This is a genomic window from Bacteroides sp. AM16-13, assembly GCF_003602705.1.
GTDB lineage: Bacteria > Bacteroidota > Bacteroidia > Bacteroidales > Bacteroidaceae > Bacteroides > Bacteroides xylanisolvens.
Window position 1 is genome coordinate 274,042 of the sequence record NZ_QTLK01000003.1, and the last position, 24,001, is coordinate 298,042.

Annotated in this window: 11 protein-coding genes; 2 read left to right on the forward strand and 9 right to left on the reverse strand. The window is 41.8% G+C overall.

Translation table 11 applies throughout. From position 1 onward, the window contains the following. Positions 1 to 2: 2 nt before the first annotated feature. Positions 3 to 1,844, reverse strand: a complete 1,842-nt coding sequence (locus DW173_RS03670; RefSeq protein WP_022199518.1) for a rhamnogalacturonan lyase — start codon at positions 1,842 to 1,844, stop codon at positions 3 to 5. Positions 1,845 to 2,088: 244 nt separating this feature from the next. Between DW173_RS03670 and DW173_RS03675 the strand changes: the two genes are divergently transcribed. Both DW173_RS03675 and DW173_RS03680 read left to right on the forward strand, forming a co-directional pair. Further along, positions 2,089 to 3,228: a glycoside hydrolase family 88 protein gene (locus DW173_RS03675; protein WP_009040096.1), complete on the forward strand. Its 1,140-nt coding sequence runs from the start codon at positions 2,089 to 2,091 to the stop codon at positions 3,226 to 3,228. A 106-nt stretch (positions 3,229 to 3,334) separates the two neighbouring features. Beyond that, the gene (locus DW173_RS03680; protein ID WP_009040095.1) at positions 3,335 to 4,969 is read left to right on the forward strand and encodes a rhamnogalacturonan acetylesterase; all 1,635 of its coding nucleotides are present in this window, start codon (positions 3,335 to 3,337) and stop codon (positions 4,967 to 4,969) included. A 318-nt stretch (positions 4,970 to 5,287) separates the two neighbouring features. Here the strand turns inward: DW173_RS03680 and DW173_RS03685 are convergent, their stop codons facing one another. The 8 genes from DW173_RS03685 to DW173_RS03720 form a co-directional block, all read right to left on the reverse strand. After that, on the reverse strand, positions 5,288 to 8,686 hold the full coding sequence (locus DW173_RS03685; RefSeq protein WP_120143749.1) for a DUF6250 domain-containing protein: 3,399 nt from the start codon (positions 8,684 to 8,686) through the stop codon (positions 5,288 to 5,290). Between the two features lie 171 nt (positions 8,687 to 8,857). Continuing rightward, positions 8,858 to 10,993, reverse strand: a complete 2,136-nt coding sequence (locus DW173_RS03690) for a hypothetical protein (RefSeq protein ID WP_015532405.1) — start codon at positions 10,991 to 10,993, stop codon at positions 8,858 to 8,860. Positions 10,994 to 11,070: 77 nt separating this feature from the next. Then, positions 11,071 to 12,792, reverse strand: a complete 1,722-nt coding sequence (locus DW173_RS03695) for a RagB/SusD family nutrient uptake outer membrane protein (protein ID WP_004312577.1) — start codon at positions 12,790 to 12,792, stop codon at positions 11,071 to 11,073. 21 nt (positions 12,793 to 12,813) lie between these two features. Then, positions 12,814 to 15,864, reverse strand: coding sequence for a SusC/RagA family TonB-linked outer membrane protein (locus DW173_RS03700; protein ID WP_015532403.1), 3,051 nt, complete (start codon positions 15,862 to 15,864; stop codon positions 12,814 to 12,816). Between the two features lie 47 nt (positions 15,865 to 15,911). Continuing rightward, positions 15,912 to 17,924 (reverse strand): RagB/SusD family nutrient uptake outer membrane protein, encoded by a 2,013-nt coding sequence (locus DW173_RS03705; RefSeq protein WP_004312579.1) that lies wholly within the window; start codon positions 17,922 to 17,924, stop codon positions 15,912 to 15,914. 21 nt (positions 17,925 to 17,945) lie between these two features. After that, the gene (locus DW173_RS03710; protein WP_120143750.1) at positions 17,946 to 21,125 is read right to left on the reverse strand and encodes a SusC/RagA family TonB-linked outer membrane protein; all 3,180 of its coding nucleotides are present in this window, start codon (positions 21,123 to 21,125) and stop codon (positions 17,946 to 17,948) included. 59 nt (positions 21,126 to 21,184) lie between these two features. Further along, positions 21,185 to 22,753, reverse strand: a complete 1,569-nt coding sequence (locus tag DW173_RS03715) for a fimbrillin family protein (RefSeq protein ID WP_120143752.1) — start codon at positions 22,751 to 22,753, stop codon at positions 21,185 to 21,187. A 54-nt stretch (positions 22,754 to 22,807) separates the two neighbouring features. Further along, the gene (locus tag DW173_RS03720; RefSeq protein WP_157446471.1) at positions 22,808 to 23,821 is read right to left on the reverse strand and encodes a fimbrillin family protein; all 1,014 of its coding nucleotides are present in this window, start codon (positions 23,819 to 23,821) and stop codon (positions 22,808 to 22,810) included. Positions 23,822 to 24,001: the final 180 nt, after the last annotated feature.

The following is a 24,001-nucleotide window of genomic DNA, read 5'->3' on the forward strand; positions in this document are numbered from 1 at the left end:
TTTTATTTTTTAGGTATTTTACATCCTCTGAATAGGGTTCCCTGCAAATCCGGTCCAAAGTAGAATCCCGGTTGTGTCGGCTGGTTGTAAGCTACGTTCTGGGTAGCGATACTGATGCGATAAACAGGATCCTCCAAAAAGGTGTGGAAGCGGTAATCAGTGGGAATGGTAGAGACATAAAGCCGCAAAGCGGTATTATCGGCTGTGCGCAACAGTACTTCTTCCCGCCAGTCGCCTACAATATCCCCTTGCAGGCAAGGTGTTGCCTTCGTTCCGTTGTTGGAAAGAGCTCCTTCGAAAATGGCTATACGCTCACAGACTCCTTTCTTCCAATTATATTTGCTGACTATATTTCTATCCAATAGTTCGCGCAGTAAATCACCGTCCCACCAGACAGCCATATTACATGACAATCCTCTGACACGGGCTTTCACCACTTCTCCTTTTATATTTCTTATTCCTCCGGAAGCAAGAGACCACATTTCAACGCCCGGTTGGGTCGGGTCAATATCAGCCGCCATACAACGCCCGACATCTGTACTATCTTTTATCTGGAAAAGAATTTCTCCGGTTGCCGCATCTCTGTACGTACTTCCGTCACGCTTGTTTTCGTGACAGTCCCATACTTGCAACCCTTTGCGGGAAGGATCGAAATGAGTCAGATGAATCGCGTCTCCATGTCCCATCTTCGTTGTGTACAATCCTTTGCCGTTATGGTCGATGGCACACGAGCCGTAGATAATCTCATCGCATCCGTCACCATCTACGTCACCTACCCGAAGGTTATGATTACCTTGTCCGGCATAGTCTTCACAACCAGGATGGTTACTGTCGAAAATCCAGCGTTCTTTCAGTTCCTTTCCATTCCAGTCGTATGCTGCCAATACTGTACGGGTATAATATCCACGACACATCACAACACTAGGATGGATACCGTCGAGATAGGCAACGCAAGCCAAAAAGCGGTCACTACGATTACCACGATTGTCTCCCCAATCCATCAGGTTTCCTCTTTCTGGTACGTAATCAATTGTTTGCATCGCTTCTCCTGTCAGTCCGTTGAAGACAGTCAGATATTCCGGTCCGGTCAAAATACGTCCCTGTTCATTCCGATAGTCAGCTTGCGCATCTCCAATCACTTTTCCTTTTCCGTCCACTGTTCCGTCGGCGGTTTTCATTACTACTTCCGCTTTACCGTCGCCATCGAGGTCAAACACCATAAACTGGGTGTAGTGTGCACCGGCACGTATATTACGTCCCAGATTAATGCGCCATAAATGTTGCCCGTTTAATTTATAACAATCGAAATATACCTCTCCGGTGTAACCGTCATGCGAATTATCGTGTGCGTTCGACGGATCCCATTTCAAGATAATCTCATATTCCCCGTCACCGTCCACATCGCCGATACTGGCATCATTAGGAGCATAGAAATAACTTTGTCCTGCCGGAGTCGTACCGTTTTCAGGACGATTCAGCGGGATGTTCAGATAACCAGCCGGAGCATCGGACGGCAATTGATAATTGCTTTCCGTTTTTGATTGGATAGCTTTGACGGTATAAAGTACGGATTCCGTACCTTTATATATATCCTGAAAGAAAGTCGCATTTCTTATCGGATATTTGTTTACCTTTTCACCGTTTCTATAAATATCAAAAGATTCGTCCATCGGGTCGGAGGACAGATAACGCCAAGACACGGCAACAGTAGATGGATTCTCTCTGATGGCAATTACACCGCGTCCCAAATGTTCGCGTTTCAGTTTCGAAAAGTCATAGTTCGGCTGCGCCACTACAAAAGCAGCTATCAGACACAGACTTAAAAAAGCACTTATGCATTTCATAGTTTTATCGTTAATCAATTTACAACACAAAAGTAAACGGTACAGCCTACTTATAAAATAGAATATTGTACAGATCTATGTAGAAATCATCATATAGCCCACTTTTAAACCGCATTATAACTACCTGGTGAACAAAAATGAATATATCTGAACGGAAATCCATTGAAAAAGAAAAGTGCGTCCCTTATCTTTGCCAATGAAAATTAGAATGAACACCCAATTAATAAAACAGAATTATTTCACCATGAAGAAATCACTACTCTCATTCTTTACAGTAACCCTTCTTTGTCTTATGACAGGAAAGCCGGTCATGGCACAAGAGTTACCTGCACAAAAAGAGACTTTAGAGACCATCGTAAAAGTAAACGACTACTTTATGAAAAAGTATGCCGATTACACATTGCCTTCTTTCTATGGCAGAGTCCGTCCAAGCAATATATGGACGAGAGGCGTATATTATGAAGGATTAATGGCTCTGTATGGCATTTACCCGCGTGAGGATTATTATAAGTATGCCTACGATTGGGCTGATTTCCACAAATGGGGAATGAGAAACGGCAATACGACCCGTAACGCAGACGACCATTGCTGCGGACAAACGTATATCGACCTTTATAATATGTGTCCGTCCGATCCGAATATGATCCGGAATATAAAAGCAAGTATCGATATGGTAGTCAACACTCCGCAGGTGAACGATTGGTGGTGGATTGACGCTATCCAAATGGCAATGCCAATCTACGCAAAGTTTGGAAAAATGACCGGTGAACAGAAATACTACGATAAGATGTGGGATATGTATTCTTACACTCGTAACGTGCACGGAGAAGCCGGAATGTATAATCCTAAAGATTGCTTATGGTGGCGCGATCAGGACTTTGATCCTCCTTACAAAGAACCGAATGGAGAAGATTGCTACTGGAGTCGTGGAAATGGCTGGGTATATGCAGCTCTTGTACGGGTATTGGATGAAATCCCTGCCAATGAAACACATCGCCAGGACTATATAAATGATTTTCTCGCTATGAGCAAGGCACTTAAAAAATGTCAGCGTGAAGATGGTTTCTGGAATGTGAGTCTTCATGATCCGACGAACTTCGGAGGTAAAGAGACTTCCGGAACAGCACTGTTTGTATACGGCATGGCTTGGGGAGTGCGCAACGGACTGCTCGACCGCAAAGAATATCTTCCCGTCCTTTTAAAAGCATGGAACGCTATGGTGAAAGATGCCGTACATCCGAACGGATTCCTGGGATATGTGCAGGGAACAGGCAAAGAGCCTAAAGACGGACAGCCGGTTACTTATAAGAGTGTGCCCGACTTTGAAGACTACGGAGTCGGTTGTTTCCTGCTTGCCGGAACAGAAGTTTATAAATTAAAATAACATACACAGTTTTTTCATTAGGTTTAGTTAGAGGTTAGTTAGTAGCTAGTTCCCTCACTGACTGTTTAGACACCGGTCAGTGAGGGATTTCAAAGAGAACAGATTCATGAAAAACAAATTATTCCCGTATATATGTTGGCTGATGGCCATTACATTTAGTTTGCAACTGCAAGCACAAAATAAAGTTTCCGCTCCCATGGCAGATGTCAATCAGGTAATTGACAACACGCTGGACAGCCTGAATAAAGCACGTACCTCGCGACCGGAAGCCGGTTCGAGCCGGAAAGGTGACAACCCTGTTCTGTTCCTGGTAGGTAACTCTACCATGCGTACCGGAACTTTAGGAAACGGCAACAACGGACAATGGGGATGGGGCTATTATGCAGGCGATTATTTCGACTCTAACCGGATTACTGTAGAGAATCATGCACTGGGTGGAACCAGTAGCCGTACTTTCTATAACCGTTTATGGCCGGATGTAATCAAAGGAGTACGCCAGGGAGACTGGGTTATCATCGAACTGGGGCACAATGACAACGGCCCATACGACAGCGGACGTGCCCGTGCTTCCATTCCCGGAATTGGCAAAGATACACTGAACGTAACGATTAAAGAAACCGGAGTGAAAGAAACCGTATATACCTACGGGGAATATATGCGTCGTTTCATTCAGGATGTAAAAGCCAAAGGTGCTCATCCTATCCTATTTTCGCTTACTCCCCGCAATGCTTGGGAAGACAAAGACAGCACCATCATCACACGTGTCAACAAAACTTTCGGATTGTGGGCAAAGCAGGTGGCAGAAGAACAGCATGTTCCTTTTATTGATTTGAATGATATCAGTGCCCGCAAATTTGAGAAGTTCGGCAAGAATAAGGTGAAATATATGTTCTACATCGACCGTATACATACAAGTGCTTTCGGTGCTAAAGTCAATGCAGAATCCGCTGCTGACGGAATACGTGCGTATGAAGGACTGGAATTAGCCAATTATCTGAAACCTGTTGAGAAAGATACAGTGACAGGTTCCAGTCGGAAAGAGGGACGTCCGGTATTGTTTACTATCGGAGATAGTACGGTCAGAAATGAAGATAAAGACAAAAACGGTATGTGGGGTTGGGGAAGCGTAATTGCTGACGAGTTCAATCTAAATAAAATTTCTGTAGAAAATCGTGCGATGGCAGGACGTAGTGCACGTACTTTCCTCGATGAAGGTCGTTGGGATAAGGTATACAATGCCTTGCAACCGGGGGACTTCGTTCTGATTCAGTTCGGACATAATGATGCAGGAGATATAAACAAAGGGAAAGCCCGTGCCGAATTGCGTGGTTCCGGTGATGAAAGCAAAGTATTTCTAATGGAAAAGACTGGTAAGTATCAGGTAATTTATACGTTTGGCTGGTATCTTCGGAAGTTCATCATGGATGTTCAGGAGAAAGGCGCCATTCCCATCGTTCTTAGTCATACGCCACGCAACAAATGGAAAGATGGAAAAATAGAACGTAATACCGAGTCTTTTGGCAAGTGGACACGTGAAGCTGCGGAAGCTACGGGAGCTTATTTTATCGATCTGAATAAGATTAGTGCCGATAAACTAGAAAAGAAAGGTGTGAAGAAAGCAGCAACTTACTATAATCATGACCATACACACTCTTCTTTGAAAGGAGCGCACATGAATGCGAAAAGCATTGTTGAAGGGTTGAAAAAGAGCGATTGCCCGTTAAAGAATTACTTAAAGTAAGAACATAAGGGATAAAGTACGCTATCTATCCCGTAATCTATTAATAGAAAAGTTACTCTTATCCCTTTGCAAACTTCTTTTGGATTAGTACCAAAGTATCAGTTGCTTAAGACTAATCTATAAACGCAAGTTCCGTTTATAAAAATGCAAGTTTTGTTTTTATAATCAAAAGCTTCATTTATAAAAACAGAACTTGCGTTTATAGTTTATAATAAGTTGATTGTAAGTTTGGTATTAAAAGAAAGGAAGTTTACCCTTAATGCGGAAGAACTTTGCTATTAATAGATTGGGAAGCAACTAGTGCTACTTTACACTCGTTCAGTTATCTATTGGAATAACTTCCTGCATATAAATAGCATCCAGACTCCAAAGAGCAGCATCATTCGTGCTGATGCTCGTACATTCATCTAATAGAGACGGTACTTCCGGCGGAAGTATGGTGGTGATGCGGAAAGGCGGTGCAGGTGTATGTTCCAACCGGGTAAACAAATCTTTCCAGGCTTCTTCAGCCATTTGGGTATTACGCAAGTGATAAGCTGCGTAAGCCATCAGGCGGGAAACACGAAAACGGCTATGGCTAAGCTCCCATGCTTTCTTCTTGTAACGTGCAGCATGGTCAAGCCAGGCGTCTTTCCATTCGGGTATATCAATCATACGCATCATTTCATTGGCTATCTCAAATCCGCCCATGATCGTCATTAAATGGTTGGTTGTTTCCAGTTTGGGGTCACATTCGGTTGTGATGATCCCTGTTGACGGATCAAATCCTAGAGCTTTGGGACCGGTAAAAAGGCGGTTAGGCAGGGCGGCAATGCTTTTCATTCCTGCTATTATTTTATCACGATAAGTTGTGTTACCTGTGCGCTCCCATTCTGTCATCCAATTACCGGCATAAGCCAGCCAGTCGGGGCCGATACGCAAACGGGCGGGAGCAGTACAAGGATATTCACTGCGAGGTTGGGCTAGGCGCATAGGGTCCAGTTCATAGAGTTTGTGGTCGGCATCCTTCACTTCAGTCATTAAATCACCGCAACGTTCGTCCGTAGTAAGGTAATAGTAGAAACGGTTCCAGGCGGCCTGGCTGATTCGCGCTTCTTTTGCTCCGCATCCCCAATGACTTACATTATGCCGACTGCCTAATCCGGCATTGGGACCGATATGATAGACATCCACTTCACCCGTATGACGCGTCATAGCTTCTGCCATACGCCAAATATCAATACGCCCGGTACGCAGGAAATTATACCATAGCCACATATTAGAAGCCAGTTCCGTATTGTCCCAGGCAAATCCTCCGACATCGTAACGCCAGGTATGACGAACGGGGTCATAAGCGTGCATCACATCACCATAATTCCAGAAACCGTACCATTTGTTTTGTTCGATTGCTTTCTGATAGAAGTCAATGTAAGCATCCAAGCGGTCTTCTACACGAGTACGGAATGGAGTAGTACGGTCAGGGAGACTCCATATCCCGAAAGCTTGGCGGGCATGAAGATAATTCGGGGTTGGCAGTAACAGACTAGGGCTAGAAAATTGTTTGGCATAATCAGCAAAAGCCTTTTTCCCGGTATATCCACTTTGTGGGATCAGTGTAAACGTAGTTGTACGGGCAATGCCGTATGGCGTATTCATGCCCTCCTGAACATCTTCATAGCTGGCATTCAGGTCATGAGCTATACGATCATAATGCCGCAAATCCATAGGTTCGGACTCCGGGCTCCACAACCAGGCGGTAAGGGTAGCTACCGGGGTTCGTGCGTCTGAAATTTCAATAGAAGAGGGATAAGACTGCCAAAAGTCATGCATACAAAGTCCTAATCCTCCGGTAATATCTCCAACAAAAGTATATCCATCGCTACGTGTGCCGGAAAAGGTTCCTATCCAGGGATTATCGTTATTGGCACGTTTACGAATGGAGAAAGCATCGGCAGTGAGTTGAGACAGACGGTAATCATTCCATGAAGCCCAGTTATCGAGCAGAGAGCGGTTCTTTTCATCGAAAGATTCATAAGGTGGAATACGTTTGCCTTCCATTTGCTGTTGTTGCAGGGAGGGTTCATCTGTTGACTTCTGTTGTGCATCTTTCTTTTCATTACTGTTTTTCTTATTATCTGTCTTATTTAAAGTGAGTATGCGACGCCCTACCAATGGTTGTACCGGCTCGCTCCACACTCCTCCATCTGCACACGAGAAAGCAATATGACGATTATACAGAGCTTCACGCATAGGAACGTCGAAACGGATACCTAAACTACGAATGAAATCTTTCTTCTGATCTCCGTCATAGACGAAACTATGTACCATTTTGATCTGTTCACTGCAACCATAAAAGTAGAGACGTACCACAAAAGGAAGCCACTCACGGTTATTCCATTTGTTCATATCAGAGTTATTCGCATAGTTCCCTTCCTCTTCAGAGTGATTCGTATCAATCTCCTTATTCCTGTTCCGATGTATCCCTTCCAACTTTACAAGTGCCCGTACAGAGCCCAGACGTTCTATGGTTACTGATTTTATTTCTCCTATGTAACGAGTAAAAGATATTTGAGATGTATTTTCTTGAATCGGCTCGCTTTGAGTATTACAAATCAGACGCGCTTTCTCTCCTACTTTAGTTCCTTTATATAATAGACTATCAATCAGGAAATCTCCGCGTTGGGGAATAAATACGGAAATTACCCCTGTTTCAATTTGAATATTTTCAGGCGTTTCAGTGATTGCAATAGAAGCATCAGGCTGTTTATTGATAGTTTTTGCTTTCCGGGGGGCTTTTTCTAATGTCAGTCTTTCTGTTCCGGCAGGAATGACTCCGGCAACTCCGCTCCATTTCACGGAACCATCCGGCCAGTAAGCCAACGGCCAAGTATCTACCGGAATCTCTTGATTTCTATCTGTTTTTAGTCGCAATGAAGTTTCAGGAAATAGGTAGCCTTCATCAAAAGGAACTCCGAAGCTTACAGCTTTGTCTTGTTCAGGAGTATTGCCGATCCAATGTAAAGGAACAGTAGACGTTTGGGGTGGCAAACATTCGTAGCGGAAGTTTGTAATACGGGTACGGGATAAGGTGGTACGAAAGCCGAACCATCCTTCTGTCAGAGGTTCGGCATCGCGGAAGTCCACCAGTCTCTTGCCGTCTATGTAATAACTAACCCTATTATTTTCATTTGTTATCTTAATGTGATACCAGTGATTCGCTTTTAGCAAATGTTCGGTATCTGTATATTCTTTCAGTATGGCAGGACGTACCTTGGGATCTGTGATTCCTACTTCATTGCCGTCATAACGACGGAAGCGTGTAGTAGAGTTATAGTTTCCACCATATCCCATGTAATAGAGTTGCAAAGAATAACAATTCAGAAAGATTCCGCTACGCCACTTCTCACGTTTCCATATATTATCAGGATGTTTGGGGTCCGAAGCCATCCAAAAGCAATTCAGGTCACTCAAGCGGTCTCCTTCTTTTTCTACAACTACACACGCATCATATTCAATGGTTACCCGTCCGCTCATCTTTTCTTTCCTCCATAAGGTAAGGCCTTTAGGAGACAGTATTTCAGCGGTATCACCCTGAAATGTCACTTTATAATCCGGAGATTCCGACTCTACCTTCCAATATTTATGAAACTGGCGGGCGTTGAGGCAGGAAACTTTATTGTTTTGTGCGTTTGTTCCCAAAGTGATGAAGAGGAACAAAAGGATAAAGAGTTTTTTCATATGTATATTTGCTATCTCACCTTACAAAGGTAGGGAGAGCCGTTCAATTAAGAAATAGAATATTATCCATATATATGGCGATTCGTTCAACTATGAAAAAAAGAACAACCCGACACTGTAACCGGATTGTTCTTTCCTTATAAACTTATACTAAATAGAATAAGATTTTTCTTATTCTTTCGGTTCTTCCGTTTCGGATGACTTCAAAGTTTCGGCACCTACATAATAACCCAGGTTAGTTCCCTGATTATATCCCATGTTCTGCATAGCCTGAGACATGTCATAGTTATGGTCGGTCATCAAGTGTGGCAGACGGTGTGTAGTAGGATGATTCGTTGAGAATATATAGATTGATTTATAATCACTTGAGCCTAAAATAACCTCTTCACGGTAATCACCCAAAAAATCACCATAATAACAAGGATTATATTTTGAGGCATGATTTCCCTGATTACTACCATAAAGGTCAAAAGATATCAGACGATTCTTATTTGACTTGTTTACATCAGGGTTCGCTTTATAGCTCACAATACAACCGCGGTCTAACATTTCCCTAGTAGATTGACCACTCCAATAAATAGCCACATTATACATCACTCCGCTACCAATTCCAGTAGGATATGTAGTAGAAACCAATCCGGTACCATTACAACTAAACATACCTTCTTGTGTAGAAGACCAATATTCAAAATCCGGACTATCCGGATCAACATCCGCTACTATACAACGCCCAACATCACTTGCATCTGCCGGTAAATTTCGTCCATGACCGGTGATCATACTACCATCTCTTGCATTCATCACCTGACAGGCATATCCATTTCCCTGACCTTCATAATCTTTTGACTCTTCAAAAGAAGCAACAATCTGCAATCCGGAACGGTCTTTTATGAATTTTCCGACATGCAATATATCTCCATGCCCATTTCCACTACACCATAACTCGCTTCCATTATCGTCAATAGCTGCCGAACCATACAAAATCTCATCCCTTCCATCACCGTCCAAATCAGCAACACGGAAACAGTGTGAACACATCCCTAACCATTTAGACGAATGATCTGCTGTATCAAACTTCCAACGTGGAACCAATTCATTACCTTTTAAGTCAAGTGCCCAAACCTGCCAATTCTTATAAATACCTCTACTGATTATCAAACTAGGATTAGCCACTCGCGCTCCGGTTGTTTCATCAGGAATACCATCCAAATAAGCAACACCGATAAAGAAGCGATCCATACGATTGCCAAAATCATCTCCCCAATATTCACTCCAATACTTGGCACGTGATACTTTCGATCCTTCTCCTCCACGTGGAATATTATCTATACGAGTTATTTCACGTCCGTCATATCCCCTGCAAATAGAGATATATTCGGGACCCTCCATTATCAAACCGCAAGTAGTAGCTGTAGACGGGTCATTCTGATCTCTCGCAATAGCCGCTCCGGAGTACCAACCTTTACCATCTGTTTGACGATTACGATAATCATTCACTTTCCCATTTGCGTCAGTGATAATCTTGCCATCGGCAAACTTTGTACCTTCGGAAGTACGGAAAGCAATTTCACACAAACCGTCACCATCAAAATCATACAAGATATAAGAAGTATAATGTGATCCGGAACGGATGTTAATTCCCAAATCAATCCTCCACAAGAAAGTCCCGTCCATTTTATATGCTTCCAACAGAGTAGTACCATTAAACCAAACTCCCATATTCGCTCCGTCGTATGGTTCTCTCTTCACCACAATCTCTAATTCACCGTCACCGTCCAAGTCACCTAGCTGAATATCATCAGGAGAATATGTAATCGATGCATCGGGTACATTCATGTTTAATCTAATTTCATGATAAAACTTTTCTGCCATTTCAGAAGTAAATGTATAATCGCAAAGCGTTTCAGCCTGATTAGCAAGAGTAACCCGATATACATTCGTTTTTGATACATCAATATCTGCATCCACCCAGGAAGTCGTATTTGAAATAGGTTCTTCATTCAATTTCACTTCCGTCTCACCGTCTACTGATTTATAAATATCAAAAGCAACATTAGACGGATCGGTCTTCAATAATCTCCAGCTAATCAATGCGGATGCAATCCCTGATGCGTTATTGGGATCAGAAGCCGAAATAGGATCATAACTCACCCACATGGCGCGGCTACCCGTTATGACTTCGGTCGGCAGAGGAGGCAATTCTTCTGTTTGATTGCCATTGTTCACTTCAACGACGGGGTCATTATCTGAGCAAGCAACTATAGCCAGCAAATAAAACAGCCCCAATATTATATAATGTATCTTCATTTCTTTCGTTTTTTATTCTATAAACATCCGTTCTATGCAAGAATATCCTATTTCTATTCATCAGTATTCCGGTTAAGTTACCAACCCGGATTCTGCTCCAAATTAGGATTTTTCGATTTTTCACTCTGAGGAATCGGGAAGAAATACATCTTATCATCCCAACTTCTTTCTTTTACCTTACGCTCATACGTATAAGTATCATCCCCATTTTTCGTAATTTTCATTTCAACAATGTTCTTGAAATGTTTGTCCCCCTCCTTCCAACGACGTACATCCCAAAAACGATGTCCTTCAAAAGCCAATTCTACCATACGTTCATTCTGATATTTCTTCCAGAAAGCATCATTGGTCATCCCTTGAGGGAATCCGGGCATTCCGGCACGTGTACGAACTACTTTGATAGCATCTACAGCCGAAGTTGTAAATTCACTGTCCGTTGCATACGGACTACCCAGATACTTATATACAGCTTCCGCATAATTCAAATAGAACTCTCCAAAACGGAACGTAATCCATGAATGATAGGTCTTTGAAGCTGTACCGGCACGCAAGTCTACTGCCGTCTGACAATACTTCTTCAGATAATAACCTGTCGGAGTTCCGCCACTCAAAGGTTCCGCATTTAATCCGCCCTGATAGGTTTGCAGAGGAACAGTATTCCAGTTAGGCCATTTTTCGTCTCCATTTTTGGCAATAGTCAGATAGAAACGAGGGTCGCGGTTGGTATAATAAGGATTAGTAGGATCGTAGTTATCCAACTCGTCCGGGCGCAACCCTGTATCCTTCATCTCATACGCATCCACCAGTGTCTGTGTGGGACAGTTTCCACCTTTACAATTTTCCAACCCTACCGGGAAGTTATATCCCTCAAAAGAATTAGTGGTAGTAGTGGCACGACGGAGAAAAATCAATTCACTAGTAGCGTCATTGTAATTATCCTTACTCCAAAGTGATGAATAATCCTCCACTAAGAGTTTTGCCTTTTCAGCAAATCCATTACTGTCATCTAAAATTTCCTTATTGGCTTTAGCTGCACGATACCACAGATCTTTATTATCAGTCGGGTTAAACAAAGGACTTGCCGCATATAACGCAGCACGAGCTTTCAAGGCCAATACCGTTTTACGGTTGGCACGTCCTGTTTCCGCCGGACTACTAGGCAATGCCATATCTCCCAGTTTACTGTAATCGACAATAATCTTATCCTTTATATCATCACATTCGGCTATGATATAATCAAAAATCTCCTGTGCCGGTCTGCGCGACAATGTATTCGATTCTTCGGCTGTTAATATATGGTCGCTAAACGGCACATCTCCATATTGCCGTACCAAGTTAAAGTAGAAATATGCACGAAGGAAACGCACCTCATACTGGTAATTGGTATAACGGAACATTTGTTGTGCATAATCACTGTTCAAAGCCAACTCGGGAAATGTCAGTCCGGTAAACTTCTCCAGATATAAATTACAATTGGCTATCCCTTCATAACAGGACGTCCACATACTACTTTTAGCATTTGACGGACTCCAAGAACCATTGTAAAAATCTTCAATCTGATTTCCCGAATAAGCATATTCAGCCTCATCAGTAGCAGAACCAAGGATTGCCCCGCTATAGTTTCCAAAGTCCACATCCATGGACAAATAGATATTTGTTATCAGCCCTCCCACATTACCGAAGTTGAGCTTCACAAAATCCTCATCATAGTTATTGTACTCATGATATTCCATCTTATCTGAGCAGGAACCGAGTGTGACTACACACATCATTCCGTAGATAATGTTTTTCAGTTTCATTCTTTCGCTTTGTTTTTATGATTAAAAACCAATCGTAACACCGACTACTACACTCTTATTCAGCGGAGTCGCTACACCATAACATTCCGGATCTGCCACATCAATGTGATCTGAACAGAACAAGTCTGTTCCTCTAACATATAACTTGGCACTCCCCAATATCTTAGTCTTCTTCATCAATTCTTTCGGGAATCTGTAATACACCTCCGCATTACGCAACTTCAAGAATGACCGGTCTGCCAACCAAACCGTATTAGCCTGATAGTTATTGGCATTACTCTGTGAACTCAAACGAGGATATTTGGCATTTTGATTTTCCGGTGTCCAACGATTCTCATAATAATGAGTAGAAAGTGTCGTATTATTTATCAATGGCCAAAACATACTCTTCGTATTCAATAAAGCAGAATAGTTACCTGTTCCCTGAAACATTACATCTACCCCAATCCCTTTCCATTCGGCTCCCAAATGGAAAGAATAATAAATTTCCGGGGCTGTCGTACTATAACCAATAGCAGTTTTATCATTAGCATCAATGATTCCGTCTCCATTCACATCTTTATATTTTATGTCTCCCGGCACTACCGTAGTAAAGTTTTGTGTAAGGCTGTTTGCTATATCTTCTTTATCTTTGAAGAAACCTTCAGCTACCATTCCATATACTTGGCCCAACCGATTTCCTGTTTGCACAAGATTCTTATACAAACGCGGTTCTTCCAGTTGTTCCTTAATTTCATTCTTATTCCAAGCAAAATTACCGCCAAGATTAAACACTACATCTCCTAACCTTTTCGTATAGTTAAGTCCTAGTTCCATACCATAACTATCAACGATTCCGGCATTCTCGAACGGAGCATCAACTCCCAGTACATCGGTATATTTACCCTCGGAAGAAACCCAAATATCTTTTCTCCGTTGATAATAGCCTTCTGCCGTCACATTCAATCCATTGAACAACATAGCATCAACACCAACATTATATTTATACGCTTTCTCATGTGTCGAATTAGCAGTTGCCAAGCGACCGATAATAGTACTTCCGAATTCAGAGTCGTAACTACTGTTAAACTTATATTGCGTACCGGTAGTCGTATAAATCTGGTCCCAATAGTCATATACGGTAGTACTTCCGTCTTTAGGCAGATAATCAACATTGATCACTCCAAACGAAGCGCGCAATTTCAAGAAGTTCACCCAAGACACATCTTTCAACCATTTTTCTTCCGAAAGTACCCAAGCAGCAGAAATGGTAGGAGAAAAAGCCCATTTATGTCCCGGTGCCAATAAACTGGAAGCCGAGCCAACCAATGCCAGATCCAAATAATAGCGATTAGAGAAACCTACATGATTATACCAAGAAACATTTTGCCGATAAATAGTAGTGTTCAGACCGTATGAATCACGATATTCATAATCCCATTTCAATTGAGAATACACATCCCACTTTTGGAATGAACGATTATAATCTACACTACCTGCAAAATTAAATTGACGCGCCCAATTGTCAATACCCGCACCCGAACCCATTTCACTGGATTCGCCACCTGAAATGGCAGTATAAAACGGCCCGTTAGTTGTCCAGCTTGTTGCATAACCGGCATACGTATAAGTCTTGCTATGGTCTTCTAAAATATTGGAATAGTTATCATAAGCTAAACGAAAGTTAGCTCCCAATCCTTTCAGCAAACCAGACAAATCTTGTGATAAGGTAAGGTCGGCAAACAAACTGCGAGAGTGTCCTTTAGAATAAGCAGCTCCCTGCGATTGTGCGACAGGATTCGACGTGCCCGCCCAAGTGGTACTTCCTCCCCAACTGCCATCTTCCGTACGAACCGGAAAAGCTGCAGAAGGAATCGAATAAATCATATCCCATAAGTTAACCGAAGCCCCCGGAATCCGAGATTCGGATAATGTTCCGAGAAGATTTAACTTCAATTTGGTAGTGCCCGTTAAATCAATATCCAGATTTGTACGCAAATTAGCACGTGAATACATATTCTGTGTAGAATATCCGTCATTTGCATTCGGGGTCTTGATAAACCCTTTGTCTGTTAATAAATTCGCCATAGTATAGTAGCGGAACTTTGTTCCTCCTCCACGGAATTCGATCGTGTATTTATTAGAAACTCCTCTGTCTTTAAAGGTTTCATCAATCCAGTTCACATTAGGATAGAGATAAGGGTACATACGGGAAGCTCCTCCACTGCCTACTCCATTACGGAAAGCGTCGACTTCTTCCGGAGTATATCGAGCTCCCAAACCTTCATATCCACGCGCTTCATTCACAGCAGAAGCATACGTAGCCGCATCTACAAATTCCGGACGTCGAGACTGAGTGTTAATGATGTGATCATACGTAAACGTTATCTCTTTTGTTTTGTACTTACCACGCTTCGTCGTAATCAAGATCGCACCGTTCACTCCTTTGTATCCGTACAATGCCACAGCCGCAGCATCTTTCAGGATGGACACGGATTCTACTTCTTCCGGACTCACCAAGCTCATGTCTCGTTCCAAACCGTCAACCAGCACAAGCGGTGTACTACTTGACAAGCTCTGCAAACCACGTACATAAAAGGTAGGATCTGCCATTAAACCTGTACTAGCTGCATTCTGCAAAGTAGTAAGACCCAATCCATATCCATATAAAGAATTGGATATATTCCGGGAAGACCGCTTATTAAACTCTTCATTATAGGTGGTAGAAACAGCTGCTGTTGATTCATGACGATTGAATGTCCGGTTAGCTCCCACATCAATAGTCTGAGCTGCATATCCCATCACAATAGTCATCGGACCATCAGCCTTTACCACAACTGTGGTAGAGCCTTTGTCGACAGAAAAGACACTCAAGCGTTGTCCCTTCTCGACCGCAATCTCAAATTTACCATCTTTATCAGTTTCAACCCGGGTCTCCACTGCGCCACCTTCCACATTAACGGACGCTCCATAGACTGGGTTTCCCGATTTATCAACAACAATACCTATAATGTTGTTGTCTGTATTCTGCGCTCTGACCGGAATGCTCAAACAAACTAGTAAAGCCAGTATCAGAATCTTATTTTTTCTCATATAAATCAATATTCAAGTATTGTTTTAATCTGTTTCGTTGTCTCACATTACCAACCCGGATTCTGAATCAATCCATACCCTTTGTTTATTTCCGTTTGCGGGAATGGAGAAAGATACCATTTGGAATCAAATCCGTATGTCCACCAACGACGAACCGGTTTAGATAATTCAAACCTTTCATATTCAAATCGAGTAGGTTGCAATGCTCCTTTGTTCTTATCTCCTTCATTCCATTTTGTATTACCTGTCATGCGATTACCGGTATCATCCAAACGATAGGCAAGTAATCCATGCAGACGTTTCTCGAAACGATCGGCACGTTTGTAACGGACAAGATCAAAGTAACGGCTATCTTCAAGCCCCAATTCCCGAACACGTTCACACAGCAATTCTTCCAATAAGGCAGCTTTGTCAGAAAGTAAATTCTTATCTGTAACACACTCCGCCAAATCTTTCTTCAATCCCACGCGGGCACGTACTATATTCATTTGGTTAATAGCCCCCCGGTGATCGTTCTTAGCTTGAAGCAAAGCCTCCGCATAAGTCAAATAAATATCAGACAAGCGAAGATAAACCCAGTGCGTATACTGACGTTGGTACTCAGTTCCCAAATAATATTTCATATTTTTATAACCGGTCGCATAGTTACCAGATTCAAGTGCCGCATTTTGTCCTTCATCGTATCCTCCGACCCACAATTCATAAGGTAAACCGGACATCGTTCCGGCACTCCAGTCTAACATCTTCGGTAGTCCATTCACCATGCAATGCTCATACAGACGAGGGTCACGGGTTAATACGATTTCCGACAATAGTTGTTCTCCATTTTTAAATGTTCCGGTCAAGAACATTTCATCCAACTTACCTTCTGTTTCCGCCTTTTTCCAGTCAAACGGAGTGCCGTCGGCCCATGGGAACATCTCCACATATTCCTGTGTAGGCGGATATTCAGTACGGCAAAGTGACGGAACAGCCCAAGAATGCCACATATAAGAACTTGAATTGAAAGCGTCCGACATATTCGTGCGAACAGAATGTAAGACTTCCTTGCTGTTCTGACGAATATACCCCATACGATATGCCTGACGATACTGTTCCGGTGTTTCTTCCGAAGCCTTATTCAGGCTATACCCGCCTTGACTCTCCAGCTCTTTAAAGAATGCTTCACAAGCCTTCAAACAGTTATCCCAAAGTTCCGCATGATAGCCGCCGTACCATACCAGACGTTGCTGTTCAGCCTCTGAGTTTCCTCCTGCATATCCGTTGACATCGTTAAATAACGGAGAAGCGGCAAATTGCCAGATTTTGCATTTCAATGCCATCGCACCGGCCTTTGTCCAGTGTCCGGCCTTGCTAGCAAGATCGGCATCAGCATAAGCCCACACCAATCCGCCGGAATTGATAGCATCATCCAACATCTTTATCATGTAGTTAACAGTCTCCTCTACCGTAGCACGGGGTATTTCATAACCTGACTCCGTACCAGTGAATGAAGCATATAACAATGGAAGACCTCCATAATGACGGAACATATCAAAATAGCGCGCCGCAATCAAGCATTTAGCTTCTGCCACCAACTGAGTTTTTTCAGCATTATCCATACCCGGCACTCTATCTATATTTTCCATTAGCAACCAGCACCAACGCACTACTTCCCATACCATTTCCCGTGTATATGGGAAAATATTACCACGCGTGCCATAGTTGGCATTGAGAGAACCCAAATAATACTGCTGATATACAGTCGCATCACTAAAATAAAGTGACCAGCAGTCTGTTAGCGCATCCTTCTTTCCTAAATAAGGACTGGAAGAATCAGGAATATTACCGTTACTATCCGTATTATAAGGTAATCCGTAATACTGTCTACTGTAACAGGTATTCAAAAATTGGCGCGTATATTCCGCACTATTGAACACTGTGTCAATAGTAGCATTTCCGCCCGGTGCCTTATCCAAAAAAGAGTTTCCGAATTTAATTTCGTCCACACATGAAGTGGAAACCAAACAAACCGCCGCTCCCAACATTGCACCGATGAACCATTTATTTTGTAATTTCATTGTATCTTTCCTTTATCTATTTTAGAATCCTAATTTCAAGCTCAACGTATAAGTCTTGGACAATGGATAAGAAGGTGCATTAGTAGCTCTTGCCTCCGGATCACCCCACAAATAAGGTGTAATAGTCCACAAATTATATCCTGCAAAAGCCAACTGACATGTATTCAGTCCAAGTTTCTTCATTAATGGGAAGTGAAAATTGTATGCCACCTGAAGAGTTTTCAAACGCAAGTATTTGGCATCTTTCTCATATAAAGTGGAAGTAGCATAATTATTCTTTGCATTATCAATGGTAGCTCTCGGATACTCCGAAGATTGTGACGGATTTTCCGGTGTCCATGTATGATCTAAATGGTATGCCAACAATCCTCCCTGCTCGCTATTGGAAGATGAATAAAACGGTTGACGAAATACATCCGAAATCATACGACTTACATTCCAGGCCCCTGTCCATTGAGTACTTATTTCCAAATTCTTCCAACTGAATCCTAAATTAATACCTAGCATATATTCAGGATCGTCTGTAAAGCCATAGTCATAACTTGCATCATTTGCATCAATCTTACGGTCACCATTCAAGTCAACATATACTGCATCTCCATTTTGAAGAATACTCTCGTGAGTGGGGAACGGACGATTAAATGTCTGCTCATATAGCGCAGGTGTATCCTCATCATAGAAGCGCCAGAAAACATATTGACTACGCGAACCGATACGGTGTCCCTTCTGATATTGATATAAATTATTCTGCGGGGCTTCCTTCTTTTCAAGAATCTCATTCTGATTATAAGAAAGGTTAATACCCGCCCAATAACGGAAATTATCGCCAATCTTATCGTTCCATTTTAAAGAAAGTTCCCAGCCCCAACTGTCTACACTTCCTAAATTTGAATAGGGAGTAATGAACCCTAACATTCCCGGAGCTGTACCGTCACGCAAAAGGATGTCATTACGACGTTCTTTATAATATTCAAAGGTTGTTTTCAGACGGTCATCAAGGAAGTTAATATCAACACCATAGTTCCGTTTCAGAGCTTTTTCCCATGTCACAGCAGCATTATTCTTAGCTACCTCACGTGCCCCTAGACTAACAGTACCATTATCTGTACCGAATCCATATCCCCAAGCGTTAGTCGCTCCTCCACTTGCTGTTACACGATTCGCCAAATCACCTAAACCGACATTATATGGATCAGCCATATACATAAATCGCGATCCCCCAATATTATCGTTACCTACTAAACCGACACTGGCACGTAATTTCAAAAAGCTAACTACCGACTTCAAAGGACGGAAAAACTTCTCTTCACTCATCACCCAACCTATAGAACCAGCCGGGAAATAAGAAAAGCGCAAATCGGACGCAAAGTTTTCCGAACCGTTATAACCCACATTAAACTCTGCCATATAGCGACTCTTCCAATCATAAGTGACACGTCCGACTAATCCGACATATCCATGAGGAATGTCCGAATATACTTTCGGATAATATTCTTTCTGTTGATTATATAAGAATAAAGCTGTCACTGTATGATCACCAAAAGTACGATTATAATTAAAGCTAGCTTCCATATACCAATTACGCGCTTTGCCTGTAGTATACGAATACTTCACATCTGTATTCTCTCCAAACTTACGATAAGCAATACTACCGTCATCCATCAATACAGGAGTGTATGTAGCAATAGACCCACCAGAACCTACTTTATTAACTGTAAATGAGCTGTTATAAGATCCTTTCACTTTAAAAGAAAGTCCTTTAGTCAAAAAGTCCATTTTTTGATCCAGAATCACATCTACATTCAGCGAATTGTTACTGGTTTGGCTGAATCCATTTCCATAATATCCCATACCTGTGCCTCCTGTAAATGGTAATTTCAGCCCGTCCGAATAAGTCTCATCGCTCGAATTTACTAATTTTCCGTCTATGATTCCCGGACTGGAGAAAGGAGTAGCATAATACATATTTTTAATCAATCCGGAAGATCCCTGACTCGTACGCGGTTGATCTGAATTATTCACATTACCACTAATATTGAATGACAAAGTAGTCGTTTTAGTGACATCCATATCCAAGTTTGTACGATAGTTAAACCGACGGTACTGATAGCTTAAATTATAAGGAAGATCAAACTCACTAAAAAGTCCTCCTTGCGTATAAGCACCTGCAGAGATGAAATAACGTACTTTATCTGTTCCTCCCGAGATGTTCAGATTATGCTGGCTCTGAAGCGTAGAGCTTTTCATAATATAGTCAGCCCATTGTATATTTGGGAAACGAATAGGATCGGAACCATCTGCAAATTTTTGAATCACGCCATCACTAAATAAGGCAGATTTGCCATCACCGGACATCATTTGATTATGAAAACGGGCATAGTCATAGGAACTTGCCTGTTCTACCATTTTTGTAGGCATCAATACAGAAGCAGAAGTAGTAAACGAAATTTTCGCCTTTCCTTCCTTTCCTCGTTTAGTTGTAATCAAAATGACCCCATTTGCTCCACGAATACCAAATACGGCTGTTGCCGAAGCATCTTTCAAGATAGAAATGGATTCAATTTCATTCGGGTCGATATCACTCATACTTTCACGATCCACACCGTCTACCTGAATTAACGGTGAAGAATTTTCCCAAGTAGCTTTACCACGAATAAAAATTTCAGCGGCATCCGCTCCCGGCTCACCGGAATATTGTACGGTAGTCAAACCTGTCATCTGCCCTCCTAATACATTGGAAACCGAACCTACAGATACACGGGTCAATTCTTCTCCCTTCACACTAGCGATAGCTCCTGTCATGGTCACTTTCTTCTGCGTACCATAAGCTACGATTTCCACCTCTTCAAGTGCTGTCACATCCTCTACCAGAATGACTTTCATGTCATTTTTCGCTACTACTTTTTTATCGGTATAACCTATAAAAGATACTTTCAATTTCGCACCGGGACGTACATTTATTCTAAATACACCGTCAATATCGGTAATTGTACCATTAGATGTTCCTTCCGCAAGTACACTTGCTCCAATTATCGGTTCGCCTTGGCTATCTACTACTGTTCCTTTTATAGTACTTTGCTGCTGTACAACTTCGATGGCTGCCGAAGCTGTTTGCAATCCCCATGCAGGTGCAAAAGTTGCTATAGTGAAAAACAGAGCGACAGGTAAGGTTGTCCCCTTTATAAAGTTTTTCTTATTCATATATGTATATGTTCATGATATAAGTATAATTTTAACGGACTTTATATACCGTCATTATTTTAGAATGCAAGCATCATACGGAAATAGCCGGCGCCTTCATTACGTCGTTTATCATTTATTACTCCCGTAGAAAAATTGTGTTGGTATACAATTTGTGTATTTCCAGTTCGCTCTGCATTACTCCAATGGCGAGAACCTTCAAGTAGTTCATCTCCTCCTACTGCTTTTAACCTCGCATTAATTGTTGATTTCAGCCGGAACAACAAGTCTAATTCTTTCAATGAAGCAAGGAACCAATCAGAAGTAATGTTAGGCACGACTACTTTTGTACGATATGCTTGAACAAAGTTCACACCCGCTTGACATGCATTTTCCCATGAAGGAGAGTTTATCATTAGTTCGGTATGATTATAGCCCAAGAATGGCAGAGCTGCTACACCTTCAGCATCAGTAGTCTTTGTATCAGTATTAATAAACTTGCCAGTCCAGTCATCGTCACTATTAAACCAATTACCATAAAAATAGTCTCTTGACTGCGGAGAAAATACGGAAGTTTTTGAGTCGTTATATTCAGCATAATTCATAGCAACGACTAACCCATGAGTACACCCCGGATGATCACGGCGCAAAGCATCCTGCGTTTCCGTATATGCCTCGTGCGTCACAGAAGGCTGTATATTCCCTACATAACATACAATACCAATTACACTCTCCGGCACCGTTTCCGCATCTACAGAAACTATTTTTCCGTCCGCACAAAAATAATCCCCTACCTGCAAAGTATGGTTAATCTTACTCTTATCTTCGATGGTATACATCTTCGCCGTTCCTCCTTCCAAAGTACCTTTAGCTTCGTATTCCATTTCACTTACTCCTGTATAAGTACCCTTTATGGAGAATTCCTTATTCGGGTTAACCAAAAAGCGGTATGTATCCGTACTTTCCTGATAATAAGGAGTTGCTTGAGTATTGTTCACTGTAAACGAACCGGCAGCCAAAGGTAACAGATAATCATCTATACCGCCATTTGTAAAGCTATAGGTCAAATTAGGCATCTTTACTACCGCAAGAGCCATCCGATGTTGCATAGTAAAAGCGATCTGCCCTTTCAAACGATCCCCCTGAACACTACCCGTACTGGTCATCAAATCATATAGTGTATAATTTCCTTCATTTTGTTCACTGCCTATTTTCCAATTGTTGACGTATGTTTCAAAAGGATCCACCTTCGTCGGATCAAAAGTCACATTCGCATTATACGGATAGTATGCATAAAAAGTCATCCGCTGAAATTGTGAACCTTTGTATTCAATAGGATCCCCTCCATCAGTCAATTCCCAATAGCCATCTGTCAGTGTGAATTTCCGATTCTTGATATCCTCTACCACCGTTTCTCCTCTTACCGCAAATATACCGATAGCATCTCCGTTAGAAAATCGGGTAGTATATCCATTCTCTGTAGCACGTGTCTTACCACTTTCGTCCATAAATCCTTCATCAGACACACTAATCTGAAATCCCTGCAAAGAATCCGGGGTTTCTCCGGTCAGTTCTTCATTTTGCGAGCAAGACGCAACTACGGCTGCGCCAGCCAGAAAAAGCATTGATATATAATTATATATTTTCATAAATCTCATGTTTATATTTTTAGCATTTTTATCTATATTAGATTGGTAAACAGATCACTTCACAACAGGCTGTGGAGTTACGGTTTCTTCTGTAATATTCCAACTAGGATTGGTTATCTCTGTTCCAGTTTCAGCTATACTCGGGTCGGATGTTATAGGATCGTGGTTTTCATCCTCCCATCCTATTATTTGCGTTTGTTCTGTAATCGTCAACACATAATTATTGTCCTCGTATTTATTTGTCTTGATGATATAATTATAAGAAAATCCTGATTTCAGTTCTGTCAAGTTAGCAAACTCGGCTTCATAAAGATAACCGTTCATTCTAGCTTGGATAGTTACTTTGCCTTGCACCTTCTGTGGCAGTAAAATAGCTTGTACTGTATAATTATCCTGCTCTCCTATTTTATCCCAATATATATCATCTTTGTCCGTAACAGGGTCTTCACTGACTGTTGTCTCCCCTGTTTTAGGATTAAATGTACCATTATTCTTAAGCCCAATAAGATAGCAAGTTATATCTGCTAAGTCCACACCCTCGCCAGCTTGAAACTCCAATCTAATACGACTCATCACATGATTGAATGCTAATGTCACGTTCGGGGTTTGTGATGTAGCCTTCCCTTTAGCAAAAAGAAAATCTATCTTCGCACGTTCTTCTGCTGTAGCTTGATTGTCACTGGCTGTAGTCACTTCCAATACAGGTTGTTCTTCACCTGATGTACCAGAAAATGGAGCGTATGCCACTACATCATACTCTCCGGAACCTAATACCCAAATCTCTTCTGCATTTTCTCCTTTTGCTGCAAAAAGACCATTGCCCTTGTATTTGTAATGAATATTCACTTGTTCCGTACCACAAGTGATTCCTACCGAGTCTTCCGCCTCCCAGTTTGTTTCCGTAGCTCTTGTAACAAGATTGCTAGCCTCATGATTGTTTATTACTGCACTAAAAGAAACTTTCGCTCCCGTATCACCGGTAAACTGAATATCAGTTTCTTTAATATCGTTGCTACATCCTGCTAAAAGTAGTAAGGCAACAGCAGTTGTGACATAGTTTTTTTTCATACCATGTTTTTTAAAGTTAAACATATTTTTGTTGATTAGTAAAATCGTCGTAAAGTAAAAAAGAAAATGGCTGCATTCTTTTCCAACCAGCAATTGAAATAAATGAAGCATTTTTTTTGTTGTTTTCCATATCTATTAGCTACATCTGTTAAGTTAAACAAAAGTTAGATTCTCTTTTTA

Coding starts and splice junctions, on each gene's coding strand:
- DW173_RS03675 (WP_009040096.1), top strand. CDS start 2,089: ATGAAGAAATCACTACTCTCATTCTTTACAGTAACCCTTCTTTGTCTT.
- DW173_RS03670 (WP_022199518.1), bottom strand. CDS start 1,844: ATGAAATGCATAAGTGCTTTTTTAAGTCTGTGTCTGATAGCTGCTTTT.
- DW173_RS03690 (WP_015532405.1), bottom strand. CDS start 10,993: ATGAAGATACATTATATAATATTGGGGCTGTTTTATTTGCTGGCTATA.
- DW173_RS03715 (WP_120143752.1), bottom strand. CDS start 22,753: ATGAAAATATATAATTATATATCAATGCTTTTTCTGGCTGGCGCAGCC.
- DW173_RS03700 (WP_015532403.1), bottom strand. CDS start 15,864: ATGAGAAAAAATAAGATTCTGATACTGGCTTTACTAGTTTGTTTGAGC.
- DW173_RS03705 (WP_004312579.1), bottom strand. CDS start 17,924: ATGAAATTACAAAATAAATGGTTCATCGGTGCAATGTTGGGAGCGGCG.
- DW173_RS03695 (WP_004312577.1), bottom strand. CDS start 12,792: ATGAAACTGAAAAACATTATCTACGGAATGATGTGTGTAGTCACACTC.
- DW173_RS03685 (WP_120143749.1), bottom strand. CDS start 8,686: ATGAAAAAACTCTTTATCCTTTTGTTCCTCTTCATCACTTTGGGAACA.
- DW173_RS03680 (WP_009040095.1), top strand. CDS start 3,335: ATGAAAAACAAATTATTCCCGTATATATGTTGGCTGATGGCCATTACA.
- DW173_RS03720 (WP_157446471.1), bottom strand. CDS start 23,821: ATGAAAAAAAACTATGTCACAACTGCTGTTGCCTTACTACTTTTAGCA.
- DW173_RS03710 (WP_120143750.1), bottom strand. CDS start 21,125: ATGAATAAGAAAAACTTTATAAAGGGGACAACCTTACCTGTCGCTCTG.